Source organism: Vreelandella titanicae BH1 (genome assembly GCF_000336575.1).
Taxonomy (GTDB): domain Bacteria; phylum Pseudomonadota; class Gammaproteobacteria; order Pseudomonadales; family Halomonadaceae; genus Vreelandella; species Vreelandella titanicae.
Window position 1 is genome coordinate 102551 of the sequence record NZ_AOPO01000011.1, and the last position, 19272, is coordinate 121822.

The 19272-nt window shown below is 55.7% G+C and carries 15 protein-coding genes and 2 tRNA genes; 16 read left to right on the forward strand and 1 reads right to left on the reverse strand.

Annotated features, from left to right (window positions below):
- Positions 1-256 precede the first annotated feature (256 nt).
- The 5 genes from HALTITAN_RS17870 (at position 257) to greA (ending at position 6798) form a co-directional block, all read left to right on the forward strand.
- Positions 257-538 carry a DUF2218 domain-containing protein gene (locus HALTITAN_RS17870; protein WP_022520719.1) on the forward strand — a complete coding sequence of 94 codons (282 nt, stop codon included), beginning with the start codon at positions 257-259 and terminating at the stop codon, positions 536-538.
- Positions 539-654: 116 nt separating this feature from the next.
- Entirely contained in the window at positions 655-1461 is an 807-nt protein-coding gene (dapB, locus tag HALTITAN_RS17875; RefSeq protein WP_009287917.1) for a 4-hydroxy-tetrahydrodipicolinate reductase, read from the forward strand.
- A gap of 419 nt (positions 1462-1880) precedes the next feature.
- The gene (gene carA, locus HALTITAN_RS17880) at positions 1881-3026 is read left to right on the forward strand and encodes a glutamine-hydrolyzing carbamoyl-phosphate synthase small subunit (protein WP_027958243.1); all 1146 of its coding nucleotides are present in this window, start codon (positions 1881-1883) and stop codon (positions 3024-3026) included.
- 68 nt (positions 3027-3094) lie between these two features.
- Positions 3095-6325, forward strand: a complete 3231-nt coding sequence (gene carB / locus HALTITAN_RS17885) for a carbamoyl-phosphate synthase large subunit (protein ID WP_009287919.1) — start codon at positions 3095-3097, stop codon at positions 6323-6325.
- Positions 6322-6798, forward strand: coding sequence for a transcription elongation factor GreA (gene greA, locus HALTITAN_RS17890; RefSeq protein ID WP_009287920.1), 477 nt, complete (start codon positions 6322-6324; stop codon positions 6796-6798). The genes carB and greA overlap by 4 nt, the downstream gene beginning before the upstream one ends.
- A gap of 88 nt (positions 6799-6886) precedes the next feature.
- Here greA and yhbY read toward each other — a convergent pair whose 3' ends face one another.
- Positions 6887-7213 carry a ribosome assembly RNA-binding protein YhbY gene (gene yhbY / locus HALTITAN_RS17895; protein ID WP_022520713.1) on the reverse strand — a complete coding sequence of 109 codons (327 nt, stop codon included), beginning with the start codon at positions 7211-7213 and terminating at the stop codon, positions 6887-6889.
- 114 nt (positions 7214-7327) lie between these two features.
- On the opposite strand from yhbY, the gene rlmE reads away from it, so the two are divergent.
- From rlmE to infB, 11 genes are all read left to right on the forward strand, one after another.
- Positions 7328-7975, forward strand: coding sequence for a 23S rRNA (uridine(2552)-2'-O)-methyltransferase RlmE (gene rlmE, locus HALTITAN_RS17900; RefSeq protein ID WP_027958245.1), 648 nt, complete (start codon positions 7328-7330; stop codon positions 7973-7975).
- 255 nt (positions 7976-8230) lie between these two features.
- The gene (gene ftsH, locus HALTITAN_RS17905; protein ID WP_009287922.1) at positions 8231-10246 is read left to right on the forward strand and encodes an ATP-dependent zinc metalloprotease FtsH; all 2016 of its coding nucleotides are present in this window, start codon (positions 8231-8233) and stop codon (positions 10244-10246) included.
- Between the two features lie 102 nt (positions 10247-10348).
- On the forward strand, positions 10349-11263 hold the full coding sequence (gene folP / locus HALTITAN_RS17910) for a dihydropteroate synthase (RefSeq protein WP_009287923.1): 915 nt from the start codon (positions 10349-10351) through the stop codon (positions 11261-11263).
- A complete protein-coding gene (glmM, locus tag HALTITAN_RS17915) occupies positions 11260-12609 on the forward strand; it encodes a phosphoglucosamine mutase (protein ID WP_009287924.1) in 1350 nt (449 codons plus the stop codon). Before folP ends, glmM begins: the two co-directional genes overlap by 4 nt.
- 121 nt (positions 12610-12730) lie before the next feature.
- Positions 12731-13480 (forward strand): triose-phosphate isomerase, encoded by a 750-nt coding sequence (tpiA, locus tag HALTITAN_RS17920; RefSeq protein ID WP_009287925.1) that lies wholly within the window; start codon positions 12731-12733, stop codon positions 13478-13480.
- Between the two features lie 4 nt (positions 13481-13484).
- Entirely contained in the window at positions 13485-13844 is a 360-nt protein-coding gene (secG, locus tag HALTITAN_RS17925) for a preprotein translocase subunit SecG (RefSeq protein WP_022520708.1), read from the forward strand.
- Positions 13845-13873: 29 nt separating this feature from the next.
- Positions 13874-13960: transfer RNA gene (locus HALTITAN_RS17930), tRNA-Leu, on the forward strand.
- Between the two features lie 160 nt (positions 13961-14120).
- Positions 14121-14197: transfer RNA gene (locus HALTITAN_RS17935), tRNA-Met, on the forward strand.
- Positions 14198-14573: 376 nt separating this feature from the next.
- Positions 14574-15035, forward strand: a complete 462-nt coding sequence (rimP, locus tag HALTITAN_RS17940) for a ribosome maturation factor RimP (RefSeq protein WP_022520707.1) — start codon at positions 14574-14576, stop codon at positions 15033-15035.
- Between the two features lie 72 nt (positions 15036-15107).
- Complete coding sequence (gene nusA, locus HALTITAN_RS17945; protein ID WP_009287927.1) at positions 15108-16622, forward strand: transcription termination factor NusA; 1515 nt, start codon at positions 15108-15110, stop codon at positions 16620-16622.
- A 27-nt stretch (positions 16623-16649) separates the two neighbouring features.
- Positions 16650-19268 carry a translation initiation factor IF-2 gene (gene infB / locus HALTITAN_RS17950; RefSeq protein ID WP_039860004.1) on the forward strand — a complete coding sequence of 873 codons (2619 nt, stop codon included), beginning with the start codon at positions 16650-16652 and terminating at the stop codon, positions 19266-19268.
- Positions 19269-19272 lie beyond the last annotated feature (4 nt).

The window sequence follows — 19272 nt, forward strand, 5'->3', positions numbered from 1 at the left end:
TAACTCGTTGGTCGATATTGGTTAACAGGGCGGCATCGCTGATGCGCATTAACGGTGATAGCACAGAGATGCAATTGCTATTGTAACTGATTAGCGTTTGGGCGGCATTATTAGGGTGCCGCGCTTAATGGTCAACATGCTACGCTTTACACTGAGCATTTATCCTACGGTGATGGCTTCACATATTTGGCTCTAACGGCTCATTGTTGAAGGATTACTTGGTTTGTAAGTACTTACATTTTTTGGAGAGGCCGCTATGCCTTTATCTCGTGTCGAAGTTGCCACGCCTTCCGCCGAGCGTTTAATTAATCGGCTCTGTAAACACTGGGCGCATAAGCTGGAGGTCGAGCAAAGCGATCAGCAGGCCACCATTACGTTTGCCACTGGCACCTGCTTAATGGTTGCTGAGGCCGATAAACTGGTGGTGGCCCTCGAAACCCTTGAAGAGGAGCATCTGGATGAGTTGGAGGGGGTCGTCGAGCGCCACCTAATGCGTATGGCCGGTGATGAAGAGTTGGCGATTGTGTGGGAGAACTAGATAACGACTGGTCAGCCATAAACGGAGAGCGTCGAAGGCATCGATGGGTCTGCTATAATCGCGCTGATTTTGAAACATAAGTCTTACGCACTGAAACTTAGAGCTCAGGAGTTCGCATGACCCGAATTGCCATTGTAGGCGTGGCTGGCCGCATGGGCCGTACGTTGGTAAATGCTGTAGAGCAAGATGCTGAGGCGACACTAGCCGGCGGGATCGTGGAGCCAGGTAGCTCCTTGGCGGGCGCTGATATTGGCGAGCTTGCGGGTGTCGGGAAGCGCGGTGTTGTCGCGGTCGATTCGCTCACGTCGATTGTCGATGAATTTGATGTGCTGATCGACTTCACGGCCCCTCAGGTCACGCTTGGTAATCTGGCGTTCTGCGCAGAGCACGGCAAACGTATCGTGATTGGTACTACTGGCATGAGCGATGATGAGTTGGCTCAGCTCGATAGCTACCACGACAAGGTAGCCATGGTGTTCGCACCCAATATGAGCGTTGGGGTTAATCTGACCCTGAAACTGCTCGAAACCGCTGCCAAAGCGCTGGGCGATGAAGGCTACGATATTGAAGTGATCGAGTCTCACCACCGCCATAAGGTTGATGCGCCTTCCGGCACCGCGATCAAAATGGGCGAAGTAATTGCCGACAGCCTGGGGCGTAACCTTAAAGAGCACGGCGTGTTTGAGCGAGTCGGGCAGTGCGGCCCACGCACCGACAAAGAGATCGGCTTTGCCACCGTGCGCGCGGGCGATATCGTGGGTGAGCACACGGTAATGTTTGCCACCGAAGGTGAGCGCATTGAAATCACTCACAAGGCCTCCAGCCGGATGACCTTTGCCAAAGGTGCGGTTCGCGCGGCGCGCTGGGTCGCTGGCAAAGAGAGCGGCCGTTACGACATGCAGGATGTATTGGGGCTAGAGTAAGGGATTGCCTGTCACTGCTTGAGCAGGGCGCTAGAACAGTCCTGCCATCAAGGGGTAGTCTTCGATCAAGAATTCCTGTAACATTTCAAAAATTTTGGCCGGGTGGCCTGGAAATCTTAAACGGCGCGCTTGTTGCGTTGGTCAACCCAAAGCCTGCCTCCTCAGGGTTTGCTGCTATAAAGCGGTGCTGCTGTTAAGCGTAACGCTAGAGGCTAAGCGAATCAGAAAGGCATCGAACAACAAGCGGGATGAAACCGATTCTTTTTATCGGCTTCGTCCCGCTTTTTTACGACCCCAGTTTTACTAGTGATAGTTTTTATTAGCGATAGTGTTACGTCGCGGATAATCAAGAAATTGCTGAGCCTGCGCCCCACAGGCTCCCACCAGCATGGGAGGATCTTGTTTTGAATAACCCCGCATTGAGCAAACCCGCAATATTGGCCCTGGAAGATGGCAGCGTGTTCCACGGCATTGCCATTGGCGCGGACGGATTAACAAGCGGTGAGGTGGTGTTCAATACGGCCATGACCGGCTATCAAGAAATCCTCACCGACCCTTCCTACACCCGCCAAATCGTTACCCTCACCTATCCCCATATCGGCAATACAGGCATTAACGCTGAAGACATTGAGTCAGCTTCTATTGCCGCAGCAGGTTTGGTGATTCGCGATTTACCGCTAATGGCCAGCAGCTTCCGCTCTGAGCAGTCGCTGTCGGACTACCTGAAAAGCCAGAACGTGCTGGGTATTGCCGATATCGATACCCGCCGTCTAACGCGCATTTTGCGAGATAAAGGTGCGCAGAACGGGGCGATTTTGGCAGGCGTTGATGCGGAAGGCGATGGGGCGGTCACACGGGCGCTGGAAGCCGCCAAGGCTTTCCCTGGCCTGAAGGGGATGGATCTGGCCAAAGAGGTGTCGTGTAAACAAGCCTACGAGTGGTCGGAAGGTGAGTGGACGCTGGGTGAAGGCTACGCTGATGCTTCCAAAAGCGAGCGCCCCTACCATGTGGTGGCGTACGACTACGGTGTGAAATTCAACATCCTGCGCATGCTGGCCGCTCGCGGCTGCCGCCTGACAGTCGTGCCCGCGCAAACGCCTGCTGCTGAGGTGCTGGCGATGAATCCGGATGGCGTGTTTTTAGCCAACGGCCCTGGTGACCCGGAGCCCTGCGATTACGCCATCAAGGCAATTCAGGACGTGCTGGAAACCAATATTCCGGTGTTTGGTATCTGCCTGGGCCACCAACTGCTGGCGCTCGCCGCCGGGGCGAAGACGGTCAAAATGAGCCACGGCCACCACGGTGCCAACCACCCGGTGCAGGATCTGGATAGTGGTACGGTAATGATCACCAGCCAGAATCACGGCTTTGCGGCGGATGAAGCGACCCTGCCCGCTAACGTGCGCGCCACGCACCGTTCGCTGTTCGACGGTACCTTGCAGGGAATCGAGCTTACCGACCGACCGGCGTTCAGCTTTCAAGGCCACCCGGAAGCGAGTCCCGGCCCGCGTGATGTGGCGCCGCTGTTTGATCGCTTCGTGGCTATGATGCAGGCACGCCGTTAACGCGTCCCTAGCATCACCGTATCGCCGTCTTTTGTCGCTCATCGTCACCATTTTTTGCGGGAACCGTTATGCCTAAGCGTACCGACATCAACAGTATCTTGATCATTGGCGCTGGCCCGATTGTGATCGGCCAGGCCTGCGAATTCGACTACTCCGGCGCCCAGGCGTGTAAAGCGCTGCGCGAGGAGGGTTACCGGGTTATTTTGGTTAACTCCAACCCCGCCACCATCATGACTGACCCGGCCATGGCCGATGCCACCTACATCGAGCCGATTACCTGGCAGGCGGTGGAGAAGATCATCGAAGCCGAGCGCCCTGATGCCATTCTGCCGACCATGGGTGGTCAGACGGCGCTGAACTGCGCCCTCGAGCTTGAAAAGCATGGCGTGCTGGAGAAGTTCGGTGTCGAGATGATCGGTGCCAACGCCGATGCGATTAACATGGCCGAAGACCGTGATCTGTTCGATCAGGCCATGAAGCGCATTGGCTTGGAGTGCCCGAAAGCGAAAGTCGCCCACACCATGGATGAAGCCTGGGAGATTCAGGCTGAACTGGGTTTCCCGACCATTATTCGCCCTTCCTACACCATGGGCGGCTCCGGCGGCGGCGTGGCGTACAACAAGGAAGAGTTCGAAGAAATCTGTACCCGTGGTTTTGAGCTTTCCAATAACCACGAGCTGCTCATCGATGAGTCGCTGCTGGGGTGGAAAGAGTACGAGATGGAAGTTGTGCGTGATAAAAACGACAACTGCATCATCGTCTGCGCGATTGAGAACTTCGACCCCATGGGCGTGCACACCGGCGACTCCATCACCGTGGCGCCGGCGCAAACGCTGACCGATAAAGAGTATCAGATCATGCGTGACGCCAGCCTCGCGGTACTGCGCGAGATTGGCGTAGAGACCGGTGGCTCTAACGTCCAGTTTGGTATGGATCCCAAAACCGGCCGTTTGGTAGTTATCGAGATGAACCCGCGGGTGTCACGCTCTTCAGCGCTGGCCTCAAAGGCGACCGGTTTCCCGATTGCTAAAATCGCCGCGAAATTGGCGATTGGCTATACCCTGGACGAGCTGCAGAACGATATTACCGGTGGTCAAACGCCGGCATCGTTCGAGCCGTCTATCGATTACGTGGTCACCAAAATTCCGCGCTTCACCTTCGAGAAATTCCCCCAGGCCAACGATCGCCTAACGACGCAGATGAAGTCGGTGGGTGAGGTGATGGCGATTGGCCGCACCTTCCAAGAGTCGCTGCAGAAAGCCCTGCGTGGCCTGGAAACCGGTAACGATGGTCTTGATCCGATCATTACCGATTTCACGCCGGACAACATGGCGATTATCCAGGGCGAACTGCAGGCCGCCGGTGCCGAGCGTATTTTCTACGTGGCGGACGCCATGCGTTCCGGCATGAGCGTCGATGACGTCTTTGCCCTGACCAATATCGACCCTTGGTTCCTGGTGCAGCTGGAAGATTTGGTGCTGACTGAAAACGCCGTTGCCAAGCGCTCGCTGGCTGACTTCTCGGCTCGTGAGCTCTATCAGCTCAAGCGCAAAGGCTTCGGCGATGCGCGCCTGGCCAAGCTACTGAATGTCAGCGAAAAAGAGTTCCGTCAAACCCGCCAGGCCGCCGGCATTCGCCCGGTTTATAAGCGTGTCGATACCTGTGCCGCGGAGTTTGCCTCTGATACCGCCTATATGTACTCCACTTACGAAGAGGAGTGCGAGGCGGATGTTTCTGACCGTCAGAAGATCATGGTATTGGGCGGTGGCCCTAACCGGATCGGCCAGGGCATCGAGTTTGACTACTGCTGCGTTCACGCCGCCTTCGCCATGCGCGATGATGGTTATGAAACCATCATGGTCAACTGCAACCCGGAAACCGTCTCTACCGATTACGACACCTCTGATCGTCTCTACTTTGAGCCGGTAACGCTGGAAGACGTGCTGGAAATCGCCGATAAAGAGAAGCCGGTAGGCGTGATCGTCCAGTTCGGTGGTCAGACGCCGCTGAAACTGGCCCGTGAGCTAGAAGCTGCCGGTGTGCCGATCATTGGTACCACGCCGGACGCTATCGACCGTGCAGAAGACCGTGAACGCTTCCAGGTGATGATCGACAAGCTGGGCCTGAAGCAGCCGCCCAATGCCACGGCGCGCAGCTTTGCGGAAGCCTTCGATAAAGCCGAAGCGATTGGCTACCCGTTGGTGGTACGCCCCAGCTACGTGCTGGGTGGCCGGGCCATGGAGATCGTCTACGACGCCTCCGAGCTTGAAAACTACATGACCCACGCGGTGAAAGTCTCCAACGACTCGCCGGTGCTGCTGGATCACTTTTTGAGTGCCGCGATCGAGATCGATATCGATGCGGTGTCGGATGGTCAGCAGGTAGTGATCGGCGGCATCATGCAGCATGTAGAGCAAGCGGGCGTTCACTCCGGCGACTCTGCCTGCGCGCTGCCGCCTTACTCGCTGCCTGCGGATGTGCAGGACGAGATGCGCCATCAGGTGAAGCAGATGGCGGTTGAGCTGGGCGTTAAAGGCTTAATGAACGTGCAGCTGGCCTGGCAGGATGGCGAGATCTATGTGATCGAGGTGAATCCCCGCGCTTCGCGTACGGTGCCCTTTGTGTCCAAGTGCATTGGCACCTCGCTGGCGCAGATTGCGGCCCGCTGCATGGCCGGTAAAACCCTGGCTGAGCAGGGCTTTGAGCAGGAAATCGTGCCGCACTTCTATAGTGTTAAAGAGGCAGTTTTCCCGTTCAATAAATTCCCCGGTGTCGACCCGATTCTGTCGCCGGAAATGAAGTCCACCGGCGAAGTGATGGGCTCTGGCGACACCTTTGCAGAAGCCTTCTTCAAGGCGCAGTTGGGGGCAGGTGAGGCCATTCCTGGACTTACCGGTGAGCGCAAGGCATTCCTTTCCGTGCGCGAACCGGACAAGGCGGGGATTATCGAAGTGGGGCGTTCTCTGTTAGCATTAGGCTTTACGCTATGTGCTACACGGGGAACAGCGGCTGCTTTGGAAGCTGCCGGGCTTGCCGTGGAACACGTCAATAAAGTCTACGAAGGCCGTCCCCATATCGTCGATCTGCTTAAGAACGACGAAATCGCCTACATTGTGAACACTACTGAAGGTCGTCAGGCTATTAACGACTCTTCGGTCATTCGCCGTACTGCTCTCTCGCGCAAGGTGCCCTATGCGACCACCTTGGCGGGCGCTAATGCTGTTTGCATGGCGCTTGAGTACGGTAGGGAGATTACGGTGCGGCGCCTTCAGGATCTGCATGCAGGAGCAAGTCAATGAACAAGGTCCCGATGACAGTTGCGGGAGAAAGAAGCCTTCGTGAAGAGCTCGACCACCTTAAAAGCGAAGCTCGTCCGCAGGTGATCGCGGCCATCGCCGAAGCGCGTGAACACGGTGATCTTAAAGAGAACGCCGAGTATCACGCCGCTCGCGAGCAGCAGGGGTTTATCGAAGGGCGAATTCAGGAGATCGAAAGTAAGCTCTCTGTCGCTCAAGTGATTGACGTCACCAAGCTGCCGAAAACTGGCAAAGTGATTTTCGGCGTAACCGTATCGCTAATGAATCTGGATACTGATGCGGAAGTCACTTACCGTATCGTCGGCGAAGATGAGGCGGATATTAAGTCTGGCCGTATCTCGGTTACCTCACCGATTGCCCGTGCCCTGATCGGCAAAGAAGAGGGTGATGTCGTGGTGGTCAAAACACCCGGCGGTGACGTGGAGTACGAAGTAGGTAGCGTCGAACACGTATGACAAAAAACGCCCCTTCGATTGACTCTGGAGTCAGTTGAAGGGGCGCTTTCGTACGGCGACTCTCTATTGCACGCGTTGAATTTAACGCTTAATGGCGGCCGTGGTGGTTCTCAAAGCGGGTAACGTTAGAAAGCTTCGGGTTCACCTGCGGATTTCTACGATAGAGCAGCGCCATTTTGCCAATGGTTTGCACCAAGTCGGCACGGCTGTTGGCGATCAGTTCGGCTATCATGGCAGCACGATCATCCCGCTCAGGAAGGGCAAGTTTCACTTTGATCAGTTCGTGATCAGTGAGTGCGCGGTTGAGTTCTGCGAGCAAATTTTCGGAGACGCCGTTCTCAGAAACGGTGACCACTGGGTTAAGATGGTGGCCAATGCTACGAAATGCTTTCTTTTGTGCCTGTGACAAGCTCATGGTATCTTGCGGTATCCCGGTTAGCGCTTAACGCTCCATCTTACGGTGAAACGTCACCGAGTGAAAGCGATCGCGTGAATGCGCCCATCTCTTATTCCAGTGTTAGACTCCCACATGCAGCAAAAGCCCCCGAACCGAAAACATTCCGTTAGCAAGACCAGCAATAACTGGAAGAAGGAGCATTTTGACGACCAGTACGTGAAGCAGAGCTGGCAAGATGGCTACCGTTCCCGTGCCAGCTATAAGCTGATTGAGTTGGATGAAAAAGATAAACTGCTGCGTCCCGGTATGACGGTGATTGATCTGGGCGCCGCCCCCGGCGGGTGGAGTCAAATTGCAGCGGAAAGGGTAGGGCCTGAAGGTGTGGTGATTGCCTCTGATATTCTGGAGATGGATGCACTGGCCGGGGTGGATTTTATCCAAGGTGATTTCACTGAAGAGGCGGTGCTGGAGGCGATACTAAAATGCCTGGATAATCGCCGTGTAGACCTTGTGATGTCGGATATGGCCCCCAATATGAGTGGTATGGCGGCGATTGATCAGCCCCAGGCGATGTATTTAGTGGAGCTAGCGTTAGAACTTGCCCGCGAAACGTTGTCACCTGGTGGCCGGTTTTTAGCTAAAGTATTCCAGGGGGAAGGGTTTGACGCCTATTTGAAAGAATTGCGCGGCAGCTTTAACAAGGTAGTAACCCGTAAGCCAGACGCCTCCCGGGCGCGTTCCCGTGAAGTCTATTTTCTGGCCGAAGGGTTTCGCGGGTGACTCTCCTTAACATGAGAGGCTGCCCGTGTGGTTCATAGCCAAGATTTATCAGCGCGATTGCCAGACAGGCAAGCGCAACGTGTGTCACATTAGTCGCCATAAGTGCGCGTGACACAGATGGCCCGAGGCATAAGACGCTTTGGCAATGGTTGAACGCTTGATGCTGATGTAATGTCGTATTACTAAGCTTATTGGTAAAAGACTTTATGAGGCACCAGGGTTTAACTGACGGATTCTTGTAATGAGGGTAGCCCCTTGAATGATATGGCGAAGAACCTGATTCTGTGGTTGGTCATCGCGGCCGTCCTACTGACAGTGTTCAACAATTTCAGTACGGAAAGCGCACCGCAAAACACAAACTATTCCCAGTTTGTGCAGCAGGTGCAAAATCAGCAGGTACGTAGCGTAACGATTGATGGTTACACCATCAGCGGTGAGCGCACGGACGGCACTCAGTTCCAGACCATCCGCCCAGCGGCGGAAGATCCGAAGCTGATGGACGACCTGTTGAGCAACAATGTGACGGTGGTGGGCAAAGAGCCAGAGCAGCAAAGTATCTGGACGCGGCTACTGATCGCCAGCTTCCCGATTCTGTTGATTTTGGGCATCTTTATGTTCTTCATGCGCCAAATGCAGGGCGGAGCCGGTGGTGGTAAAGGCGGCCCGATGAGCTTTGGTAAATCGAAGGCCAAGCTGCTCTCACAAGATCAGATCAAGACAACCTTTGCCGACGTGGCGGGTTGTGATGAAGCCAAGGAAGAAGTAGAAGAGCTGGTCGACTTCCTGCGTGACCCAACCAAATTCCAGCGCCTGGGCGGCACGATTCCCCGCGGCGTATTGATGGTAGGCCCTCCGGGTACCGGTAAAACGCTGCTGGCAAAGTCCATTGCGGGCGAAGCCAAAGTGCCGTTCTTCTCTATTTCGGGTTCTGACTTCGTTGAAATGTTTGTTGGTGTCGGTGCATCCCGTGTGCGTGACATGTTCGAGCAGGCCAAGAAGCAAGCGCCGTGCATTATCTTTATCGACGAAATCGATGCGGTAGGCCGTTCACGTGGCACCGGTATGGGTGGCGGTAACGACGAGCGCGAGCAGACGTTGAACCAACTGCTAGTTGAAATGGATGGCTTTGAAGCCAACGAAGGCGTCATTGTTATCGCCGCGACCAACCGTCCTGACGTACTTGACCCTGCGTTAATGCGCCCAGGCCGCTTTGACCGTCAGGTAACGGTCGGCTTGCCGGATATCCGTGGCCGTGAGCACATTCTGGGTGTTCATCTACGTAAAGTGCCGCTGGGTGATGACGTAAAACCGCAGCTGATCGCACGTGGTACGCCTGGTTTCTCTGGTGCGGATTTGGCCAACTTGGTCAACGAAGCCGCTCTGTTTGCCGCGCGCCGCAATAAGCGCCTGGTCAGCATGGAAGAGCTTGAGCTCGCGAAGGATAAGATCATGATGGGCGCTGAGCGCAAATCGATGGTCATGACCGACAAAGAGAAGCTCAATACCGCTTACCATGAGTCGGGTCACGCCATTATCGGTCTGGTCGTGCCTTCCCATGATCCGGTCTATAAGGTGACGATTATTCCCCGTGGCCGTGCGCTGGGTGTCACCATGTTCCTGCCGGAAGAGGATCGCTACAGCCTCTCCCGTCAGCAAATTCTGGGGCAGATCTGCTCGCTGTTTGGTGGCCGTATTGCCGAAGAGATGACGTTAGGCCCGAATGGTGTAACGACCGGCGCCTCAAACGACATCAAGCGTGCTACTGAGCTGGCCCATAACATGGTTGCCAAGTGGGGCTTGTCGGACGAAATGGGCCCGATCATGTACGACGAGGATGAGTCGCATCAGTTCCTCGGTGGCCCGGGTCAGGGTGGTGGCAAGATGAAGTCTGGTGACACCACCACGCGCCTTGATAAGGAAGTCCGCAAAATCATCGACGGTTGCTACGAGCAGGCACGCCAAATCCTGACCGATAATCGCGATAAGCTGGACGCCATGGCCGAGGCCTTGATGAAGTACGAGACCATTGATGCCACGCAGTTGAAGGACATCATGGAAGGTCGTGAGCCGCGCCCGCCGGAAGGTTGGGATGACGGTGACTCATCCGGTGGCGGTACGCCTGTCAACGATGACAAGCCGCAAGCGAAGGCTGAAGACGATGCTTCTTCAAACGCTTCTGGAGGCGATGCGTCCGGTGGTGACAGCGAAGAAGATGACGACGGGCCGCGTCGCCGTCCCTCAGACCCGCTAGGTGGCCCTGCAGGCTCATAAGCCAGCACTGCCGTATGAGCCAAAGGCGCCCCGTCATGGGGCGCCTTTTTTGATATGCTGTATACATAACAGCAATGTTTCATTTCTTGATCAGGCTGCAGCATGAAATCAATTCTGGACACGTCCTCTTCACGAAACGCAGAAAATGCTCTCCAACTGCGTTGCGGGCGCCATCTGTTGGATCTCTCCTTTCCCAGGGTAATGGGTATTCTTAATGTGACCCCGGACTCTTTTTCTGACGGTGGCCAGCACGTGGCATTGGATGACGCTTTGCGCCACGCTGAGCGGATGCTGGCCGAAGGGGCAGCGATGATAGATGTGGGCGGCGAATCGACCCGCCCTGGGGCTATCCCTGTCAGCCCCCAGGAAGAGCTAGACCGGGTGGCGCCGGTGGTGGAGGTCCTGGTGCGCGAGCTGGATGCGTTGGTGTCGGTGGATACCAGTTGCCCGACGGTTATACGCGAGGCGAGCGAGCTGGGCGCTGGTATGATTAATGATGTGCGCGCCTTAGAGCGAGAAGGCGCCCTGCTGGCTGCGGTGGGTAGCGGGTTGCCCGTCTGCCTGATGCATCGCCAGGGCGAGCCGCAGGATATGCAGCAGTCGCCCGCGTATCAGCGCCCGGTCGAGGAAGAGGTGGCGGATTATTTGGCCCGTCGGATTGCTGAATGCGAGGCTGCAGGGCTACGCCGCAACCGTCTACTGATCGACCCTGGTTTTGGCTTCGGCAAAACCGTCGAACACAATCTACGCTTACTCAAATACATGGAGTCTCTGCAATCGCTGGAGCTTCCAGTGCTGGTGGGTATGTCGCGCAAGAGCATGATTGGTAAAGTGTTGGGTCGACCAGTGGAGGAGCGTCTCTCCGGTGGTTTGGCGCTCGCTGCCATGGCGGTTGAGCGTGGGGCAAATATTTTGCGCGTGCATGACGTGGCTGCAACGGTCGATGCAGTCAATATGGCGTGGGCGGTACTACAAGAAGGCTGCGAGCCGCCGCTAAATAAGGAGTTTGACGCATGACAAGGCGCTATTTTGGGACGGATGGTATTCGCGGCACGGTGGGTAAATCACCGATTACCGCTGATTTTATGCTTAAGTTGGGCTGGGCGGCGGGTCAGGTGCTGCGCCGTGATAAAGGTCGAACGCGGGTACTGATCGGCAAAGATACCCGGATCTCTGGCTATATGTTCGAATCCGCCCTAGAGGCGGGGCTCTCGGCAGCGGGTGTCGATGTCTCGCTGCTGGGGCCAATGCCCACGCCGGGTATTGCCTATTTAACGCGCACATTTCGTGCCGATGCAGGCATCGTCATTTCGGCATCGCATAATCCTTTTGATGATAACGGCATCAAGTTCTTCTCCGCTGAGGGTAAGAAACTTCCCGATGACACGGAAGATCGTATCGAAGCGATGCTGGAAGCGCCGCTGACCACGGCCGAGGCCGCGCAGTTGGGTAAGGCAACACGCATCGACGACGCTGCAGGCCGTTATATCGAGTTTTGTAAATCGACCTTGCCTGACCGGCTTAGCCTGCACGGCCTTAAAATCGTCTTGGATTGTGCTCACGGTGCCACATACCATATCGCGCCCAATGTGTTCCGCGAGCTGGGGGCTGATGTCACCACCATTGGCTCTGCACCTGACGGGTTAAACATTAATCAGCAGGTGGGCTCAACGCACCCCGCGGCTCTGCGTGCTTCCGTGATTCAGCAAAATGCTGATTTGGGGATCGCCTTTGATGGCGATGGCGACCGCGTGCTGCTGGTAGATGGCGACGGGCGCGAAGTCGACGGCGACGATATTCTCTATCTGATTGCCCGAGATCGCCACGAGCGTGGCTTGCTTCAAGGCGGCGTGGTGGGCACCCTGATGTCAAACTTTGGCCTGTCGATGGCGCTGGATAAGCTGGGAATCCCCTTTGAGCGCGCAAAGGTGGGTGACCGCTTTGTGATGGAGCGTATGGCCGCCAATGGTTGGGAGCTGGGCGGTGAGTCGTCGGGGCATATTGTGTGCGCCCACGTGCAGACCACCGGCGACGGCATTGTCTCCGCGTTGCAGGTATTGGCGCTGATGATGCGCGAGCAAAAAAGCCTCCCGACACTGTTAAAAGAGTTGGAGAAAGTGCCCCAGGCGCTGGTTAATGTACGTTTGCCCGCTCATGCCAGCGCCAAAGAGGTGATGGCATCTGCGCCGCTTCAGCAGGCAGTGGCTGCGTTAGAGCATGAGTTAGGCGATGAGGGGCGAGTGTTGCTACGTCCCTCAGGTACTGAGCCGCTTATTCGAGTAATGGTGGAAGGACGCGCCCATTTAGACGTCGATCAATTGGCGCATAGCTTGGCCGATCAGGTTCAGGCGCTACTTAATTAAATGTGTTCAGCTAACCGGTTCAGTAAACTGGTTTGGTAAACCCAGCTTGTGGCTATAACAGCGGTTGTCTTGACAAGGCCGCTCCTATACCATTTCGCTCCACCTTGAGTGAGGAGAGTCGATGCGTACGCCTTTAATCGCCGGTAACTGGAAAATGAACGGTTCCGTGGCGTTGATCAATGAATTCGGCCAGGCCTTCTCCGCCGCCGTATCGCCAACGAGCGTGGATGTCGTTATCATTCCGCCGTTCCCCTATTTGGATGCGGCGCGCCACGCGTTTGAAGGTACGGTGCTTTCATTGGGCGCGCAAACGTTGAACCCTATTCACTCTGGGGCGCATACCGGCGAAGTAAGTGGCCGCATGCTAAAAGAGTTTGCGGTCTCTTACGTATTGGTGGGGCACTCTGAACGACGTCAGCTCTACAAAGAGAGCGATGAACAGATCTTTGCACGCCTGCTAGCAGCATTGAGCGTGGATATCACGCCGATCCTCTGTGTGGGTGAGTCCCTGGAGGAGCGCGACGCAGGGCGCACGATGGATGTGGTGCTTCGTCAAGTGGGCTATGTAATGTCCCGCTTAGAGCCCGACCAGCGTAAGCAGGTCGTGATTGCCTATGAGCCTGTTTGGGCCATTGGCACTGGGCGCACGGCAACGCCTGAGCAAGCCCAGGACGTTATGGCAGGCATCCGTGCCTACCAGGCGGGTTTCGATAAGGGCCTCGCCGAGCAACTGCGTTTGCTTTACGGCGGCAGTATGAACGCAAGCAATGCGGCTGAGCTGCTTGCTCAGCCAGATATCGACGGCGGTCTAGTGGGCGGAGCCTCACTCAAGATCGATGATTTTTATGCCATTTGTCAGTCAGCAGGATAACGCCATGCAAGTTGCAATTCTTATGATTCATGTGGTGATTGCGGTCGCCCTGGTGGTACTCATTCTGCTTCAGCAGGGTAAAGGTGCCGAAGCCGGTGCAGCTTTCGGGGGCGGTGCATCACAAACGGTATTCGGTTCGCGGGGTAGTGGTAACTTCCTGTCGCGCACAACGGCTATTTTGGCGGCGGGTTTCTTCGTCACCTCAATGGCGCTAGCTTACTTTGCCACCCAGGCGGGCCAGGCACCGGAAGCAGGTATTCCCGATTCGCGCTTGATCGAGCAGCAGCAAAGCGTCCCGACGCTTGACGACAGGCCTGCGGACGTGGATAATACCGCGCCAGTGCTAGAGGAAAGCAGCGAGTAAGCAGCTGCTGTTTTTTAGCCTCCCCTGATGCCGAAGTGGTGGAATTGGTAGACACGCTATCTTGAGGGGGTAGTGACCGTATGGTCGTGCGGGTTCAAGTCCCGCCTTCGGCACCATCTGTTTTGCTGGCACGCCAGCTTCCCAGAACGTTTCTTTTGTTACCAGAATGCCCATTGGCACCTGAGGCGAAAAAGACAGCTTTAAGTAAGTGGTTCTTGAAGCAAGTAGTTCTTGACGTAAGTGGCTTTAGTGTCTATTATCGTCGACCTAGATTGATGCGGGGTGGAGCAGTCTGGTAGCTCGTCGGGCTCATAACCCGAAGGTCATCGGTTCAAATCCGGTCCCCGCTACCATTTTCTAGTAGCATGTTCTAGATTGTTATTTTTAAGACGTATTGGAAATAACGGTCATTTCAGGTACAGCCTGTTACATGTTGCTAAGACGGTACTGGAAGTAGTACTTAAGAAATGGTACACAAGGTTTCTTTCAAAAAGCCCCTTCCAGTGAAGGGGCTTTTTGTTAGCAGCTTTTGGCTAGCAAGCGCGCCTGGTCGCTGTTTTATTGGCGCCCCCCGCTTTGTTAGCCAGAATATCGTTAGCACGAATATCTTAATAGCGGATGTCGTCCGGAAAACCGGAGACACATTCCCGAGTAACGCCAATCAGCCACCTAGCTTTTCTAATAACTCCTGGCCAGGTGCCTGATGCAACGGCTATAGGAGCTTTGTCTGTGGCCACTAAACACGCTGCGCTTCACGCGCTGATCGAACCTGTTGTTGCTGCCATGGGCTTTGAGCTATGGGGCATCGACCATCTTTCCCAGGGCAAAAATTCGCGGCTGGTGATCTATATCGAGCGCGAGAGTGGTGTCAGCGTGGAAGACTGCGCAGATATTAGCCGCCAAGTCAGTGCCGTTATGGATGTAGAAGACCCCATTCCCGGTGAGTACCGGTTGGAAGTCTCCTCGCCAGGCATGGCACGTCCCTTGTATTCCCTGGATCAGTTTACCCGCTTTCAAGGTCATCACGTCGCGCTGAAATTGCGCACTGCCTTTGACGGGCGGCGCAAGTATCAAGGGCTTTTGGTCGGTGTTGAGGGGGATGAAGTACTGCTACAACTGGATGGCGAAGAGTACTGCTTTCCAATTGAGAGTATTGATTCTGCTCACATTGTACCGCAGTTCGACGATTGACCGGGTGGCGGCGCTGCCGGCAGGCTGCCGGGGTGATGCACATAAGGATAGGTTTTCTGGCGAGGCATACGCATGAGTAAAGAAATTTTAATGGTCGTTGACGCGATCTCCAATGAGAAGGGCGTCCCACGTGATGTCATCTTCGAGGCGGTAGAAGCCGCTCTTGCGAGTGCGTCACGCAAGCGTTTTGAAAGAGAAGAAGCCAATGTGCGCGTGCATATTGACCGCCGCACTGGTGAATACGAAACCTTCCGCACCTGGACCGTTGTGGAAGATGACGAATTCGAAACGCCAGATTATGAAATTAAAGAGAGCATCGCCGAGCAGCGCGATCCGCCGCTGAAATTAGGCGATGTGGTCGAAAAAAGCATCGAAAATGCGTCGTTTGGCCGTATTGCTGCACAAACCGCCAAACAGGTGATCGTACAGAAAGTACGCGAAGCCGAGCGGGCTGAAGTCGTGCGCCAATATGCCGATCGCGAAGGTGAACTGGTTGCGGGCATCGTTAAAAAGACCACACGTGATGGCCTGATCATTGATTTGGGCGAAAACGCTGAGGCGTTTTTGCCGCGCAATGAAATGATTCACGGCGAGCGTTACCGCATGAACGAGCGGGTGCGCGCCCTGTTGGTCAAAGTGGATCCCGATGCACGCGGTGCTCAGCTTCAGCTATCGCGGACGTGTCCCGAGCTGATCATCGAGCTGTTCAAAATTGAAGTGCCAGAGATCGCAGAGCAGTTGATTGAGATCAAAGGTGCTGCGCGTGACCCCGGTTCACGGGCCAAAATTGCGGTAAAAACCAATGATCGCCGCATCGACCCGGTCGGTGCCTGTGTGGGTATGCGCGGTTCGCGCGTTCAGGCGGTCTCTTCGGAGCTGCAAAACGAACGCGTTGATATCGTGCTGTGGGATGACAATCCCGCCCAATTGGTGATTAACGCCATGGCACCTGCCGATGTTGGGTCTATCCTTGTGGACGAGGACGCCCACGCAATGGATGTGGCCGTGGCGCAGGATAACCTTGCTCAGGCGATTGGCCGGAGCGGTCAGAACGTGCGTTTGGCTTCTGAACTTACCGGCTGGCGCATTAATGTCATGACCGAAGAGGAAGCGGAGTCTAAGCGCGATCAAGAGATTGATAGCCTGGTGGACTCTTTTATCCAGCACCTCGATGTGGATGAAGATGTCGCTCGCCTGTTGGTGGATGAGGGGTTCACTACCCTGGAAGAAGTCGCCTACGTGCCGATGGAAGAGATGCTCGAAATCGAAGAGTTCGATGAAGATTTAGTCGAAGCGCTTCGTGCACGTGCGAAAGACGAGCTGCTGACGATGGCAATTGCCACGGAAGAAGCGCTAGACGGTGCCCAGCCAGCAGCAGATCTGCTGGAGATGGATGGCATGGAGCGCCACCTGGCCTTCATTCTGGCCAGTCGCGGCATCGTCACCATGGAAGATCTCGCCGAGCAGTCTGTCGACGATCTGGTCGATATCGAGGAGTTGGACGAAGCGCGCGCAGCGGCACTGATCATGACTGCCCGTGCGCCCTGGTTTGAAGTCGATGACGCATCGGATTCGAACACACAGTAAACAGGTCACGGGCTGAGGAGGGTCAATATGTCAGATATGACAGTTAAAGATTTCGCAGGAAAGGTGGGCCGTGATGTGCCTCGCCTACTAGAGCAAATGAAAGAAGCGGGTTTAAAGCACGCTTCTGAAAGCGATGCTGTGTCTGAAGAAGACAAGCAGAAGCTACTGAGTTTCTTGAAGAAGAGCCACGGCGGTAGCGACACCCCTGAAGCGGGCAAAAACCGCATCACGCTGACACGCAAAACCCGTAGCCGTATCAATACCGGCGAGCGCGGCAAAACCATTGAAGTGCAGGTACGTAAGAAAAAGACCTACGTCAAAAGCGCTGAAGATGAGAAGCCGAAAGCGCCGGAGCCTAGCTATACCGGCCCGCGCCAGCTAGTGGGCGATATGGCGGAAGCCGAAGCTGAGCGCAAAGTGTCTGATGCGCGTGAAGCCGAAGAAAAAGCCGCTGCTAAGAAAGCCCGCGCTGCACAGGTAGCGGAAGCCACCGCGCGTAGCAATAAAGAAGCTGAAGCGACGGCGCAAAGTAACACGGCGCGTAGCAATAAAGAGTCTGAAGCCAAGCCGAAAGCGCCTGCAGCAGCCAAAGCACCGGCTACGCCAGACATTCCGGTGCCGAATCTTGAAATCGACGATACGCCGTCCGGTGACGATATGCCGCCAGCGCCGCCGAAAGAGGGCCGCACTGACCGTCGTACCGCTCCGCCCAAGAAGACGGCGGCGAAGAACAAAGGTCGCCGTGACGATGAAGATCGTGGTGATCGCGAAGAGCGCAAGCGCGGTGGCGGCGGTAAGAAGGTAAAACGTGCCGAACAGCGTCGTGGTGGTCGCCGTGGTGGCAACCAGACCGGCAATGGCAAGCACGCTTTCCAGAAGCCGACTCAGCCGATCGTGCGTGAAGTATCGATCCCTGAATCGATCAGCGTGGCGGAATTGGCCGACAAGATGTCGATCAAGGCCAATGAAGTGATCAAGGCCATGTTTAACATGGGCGCGGCGGTTACCATCAACCAAACCATCGATCAGGATACGGCTGCGATCGTGGTGGAAGAGATGGGCCATACACCGAAGCTGGTTAAAGATGACGCGCTGGAAACGGAAATGCTAGAAGGCATCTCCTATGAAGGCGAAGAGATCACGCGCTCACCCGTTGTTACGGTGATGGGCCACGTTGACCACGGTAAAACCTCGCTGCTGGACTACATCCGTAAAGCGAAAGTGGCGACCGGTGAAGCCGGTGGTATTACCCAGCATATCGGTGCCTACCACGTGGAAGATAACCACGGTGGCGTGACCTTCCTGGATACCCCAGGCCACGCGGCGTTTACCGCCATGCGTGCCCGTGGTGCCAAGGCGACAGACGTGGTTATTCTGGTTGTGGCTGCCGACGATGGCGTGATGCCTCAGACGATTGAGGCGATTGAACACTCCAAAGCCGCTGAAGTGCCCATGGTGGTAGCGGTCAACAAGATCGATAAAGATGGTATCGATCTTGATCGCATCAAGAATGAGCTTTCGCAGCACGGCGTGATCTCCGAAGAATGGGGCGGTGATACTCAGTTTGTTCACGTTTCCGCCAAGACCGGTGAAGGTATTGAAGAACTGTTGGAAGCAATCCAACTGGTCTCTGAAGTGCTTGAGCTTAAAGCCGTTCCTTCTGCGCCGGGTAAAGGCGTGGTGGTTGAATCGCGCCTTGATAAAGGTCGTGGTCCAGTCGCCACCGTACTGGTTCAGAACGGTACGCTGAAAAAGGGCGATATCGTCCTGGCTGGCCTGCACTACGGTCGTGTACGTGCGCTGACCAACGAACTTGCCCAGCAAGTCGATGCGGTTGGCCCGGCCATGCCGGTAGAGATTCAAGGCTTGGGCGGCACGCCGGATGCCGGTGATGACTTTATGGTCGTTGCAGACGAGAAGAAAGCCCGCGAAGTGGCTAACTTCCGTCAAGGCAAATACCGCGAAGTGCGCCTGGCGCGTCAGCAGAAGGCCAAGCTGGAGAACATGTTCAGCCAGATGGGCCAAGACGAAGTGGCCAAGGTCAACATCGTCCTCAAAGCCGACGTTCAAGGTTCTCTGGAAGCGATCAAAGGCGCCCTGGAAGAACTCTCCACCGGTGAAGTTGAAGTCGCCGTGGTCTCTTCGGGTGTCGGTGGTATCACCGGTACAGATGCCAACCTGGCGCTTGCGTCGGAAGCCATCGTAGTCGGCTTTAACGTCCGTGCTGACGCCGCTGCCCGCGAGATCGTTGAGCGCGAAGGCCTGGATCTGCGTTACTACAGCGTTATTTACCAGCTGATCGACGAGGTCAAACAGGCGATGAGCGGTATGCTCGCACCTGAGTGGAAAGAAGAAATCGTCGGTATTGCCGAAGTGCGCGATGTCTTCCGTGCGCCGAAGATTGGTGCCATCGCCGGCTGTATGGTGGTTGAAGGCAGCGTGCATCGTAATAAGAAGATCCGCGTGTTGCGTGATGACGTGGTGATCTACGAAGGCGAGCTCGAATCGCTGCGCCGCTTCAAAGACGATGTGCAGGAAGTGCGCAACGGCATGGAGTGTGGCATCGGCGTGAAGAACTACAACGATGTCCAAGTCGGCGATAAGATTGAAGTCTTCGACCAAGTGAAGGTCGAGCGTAGTCTGTAAGGCT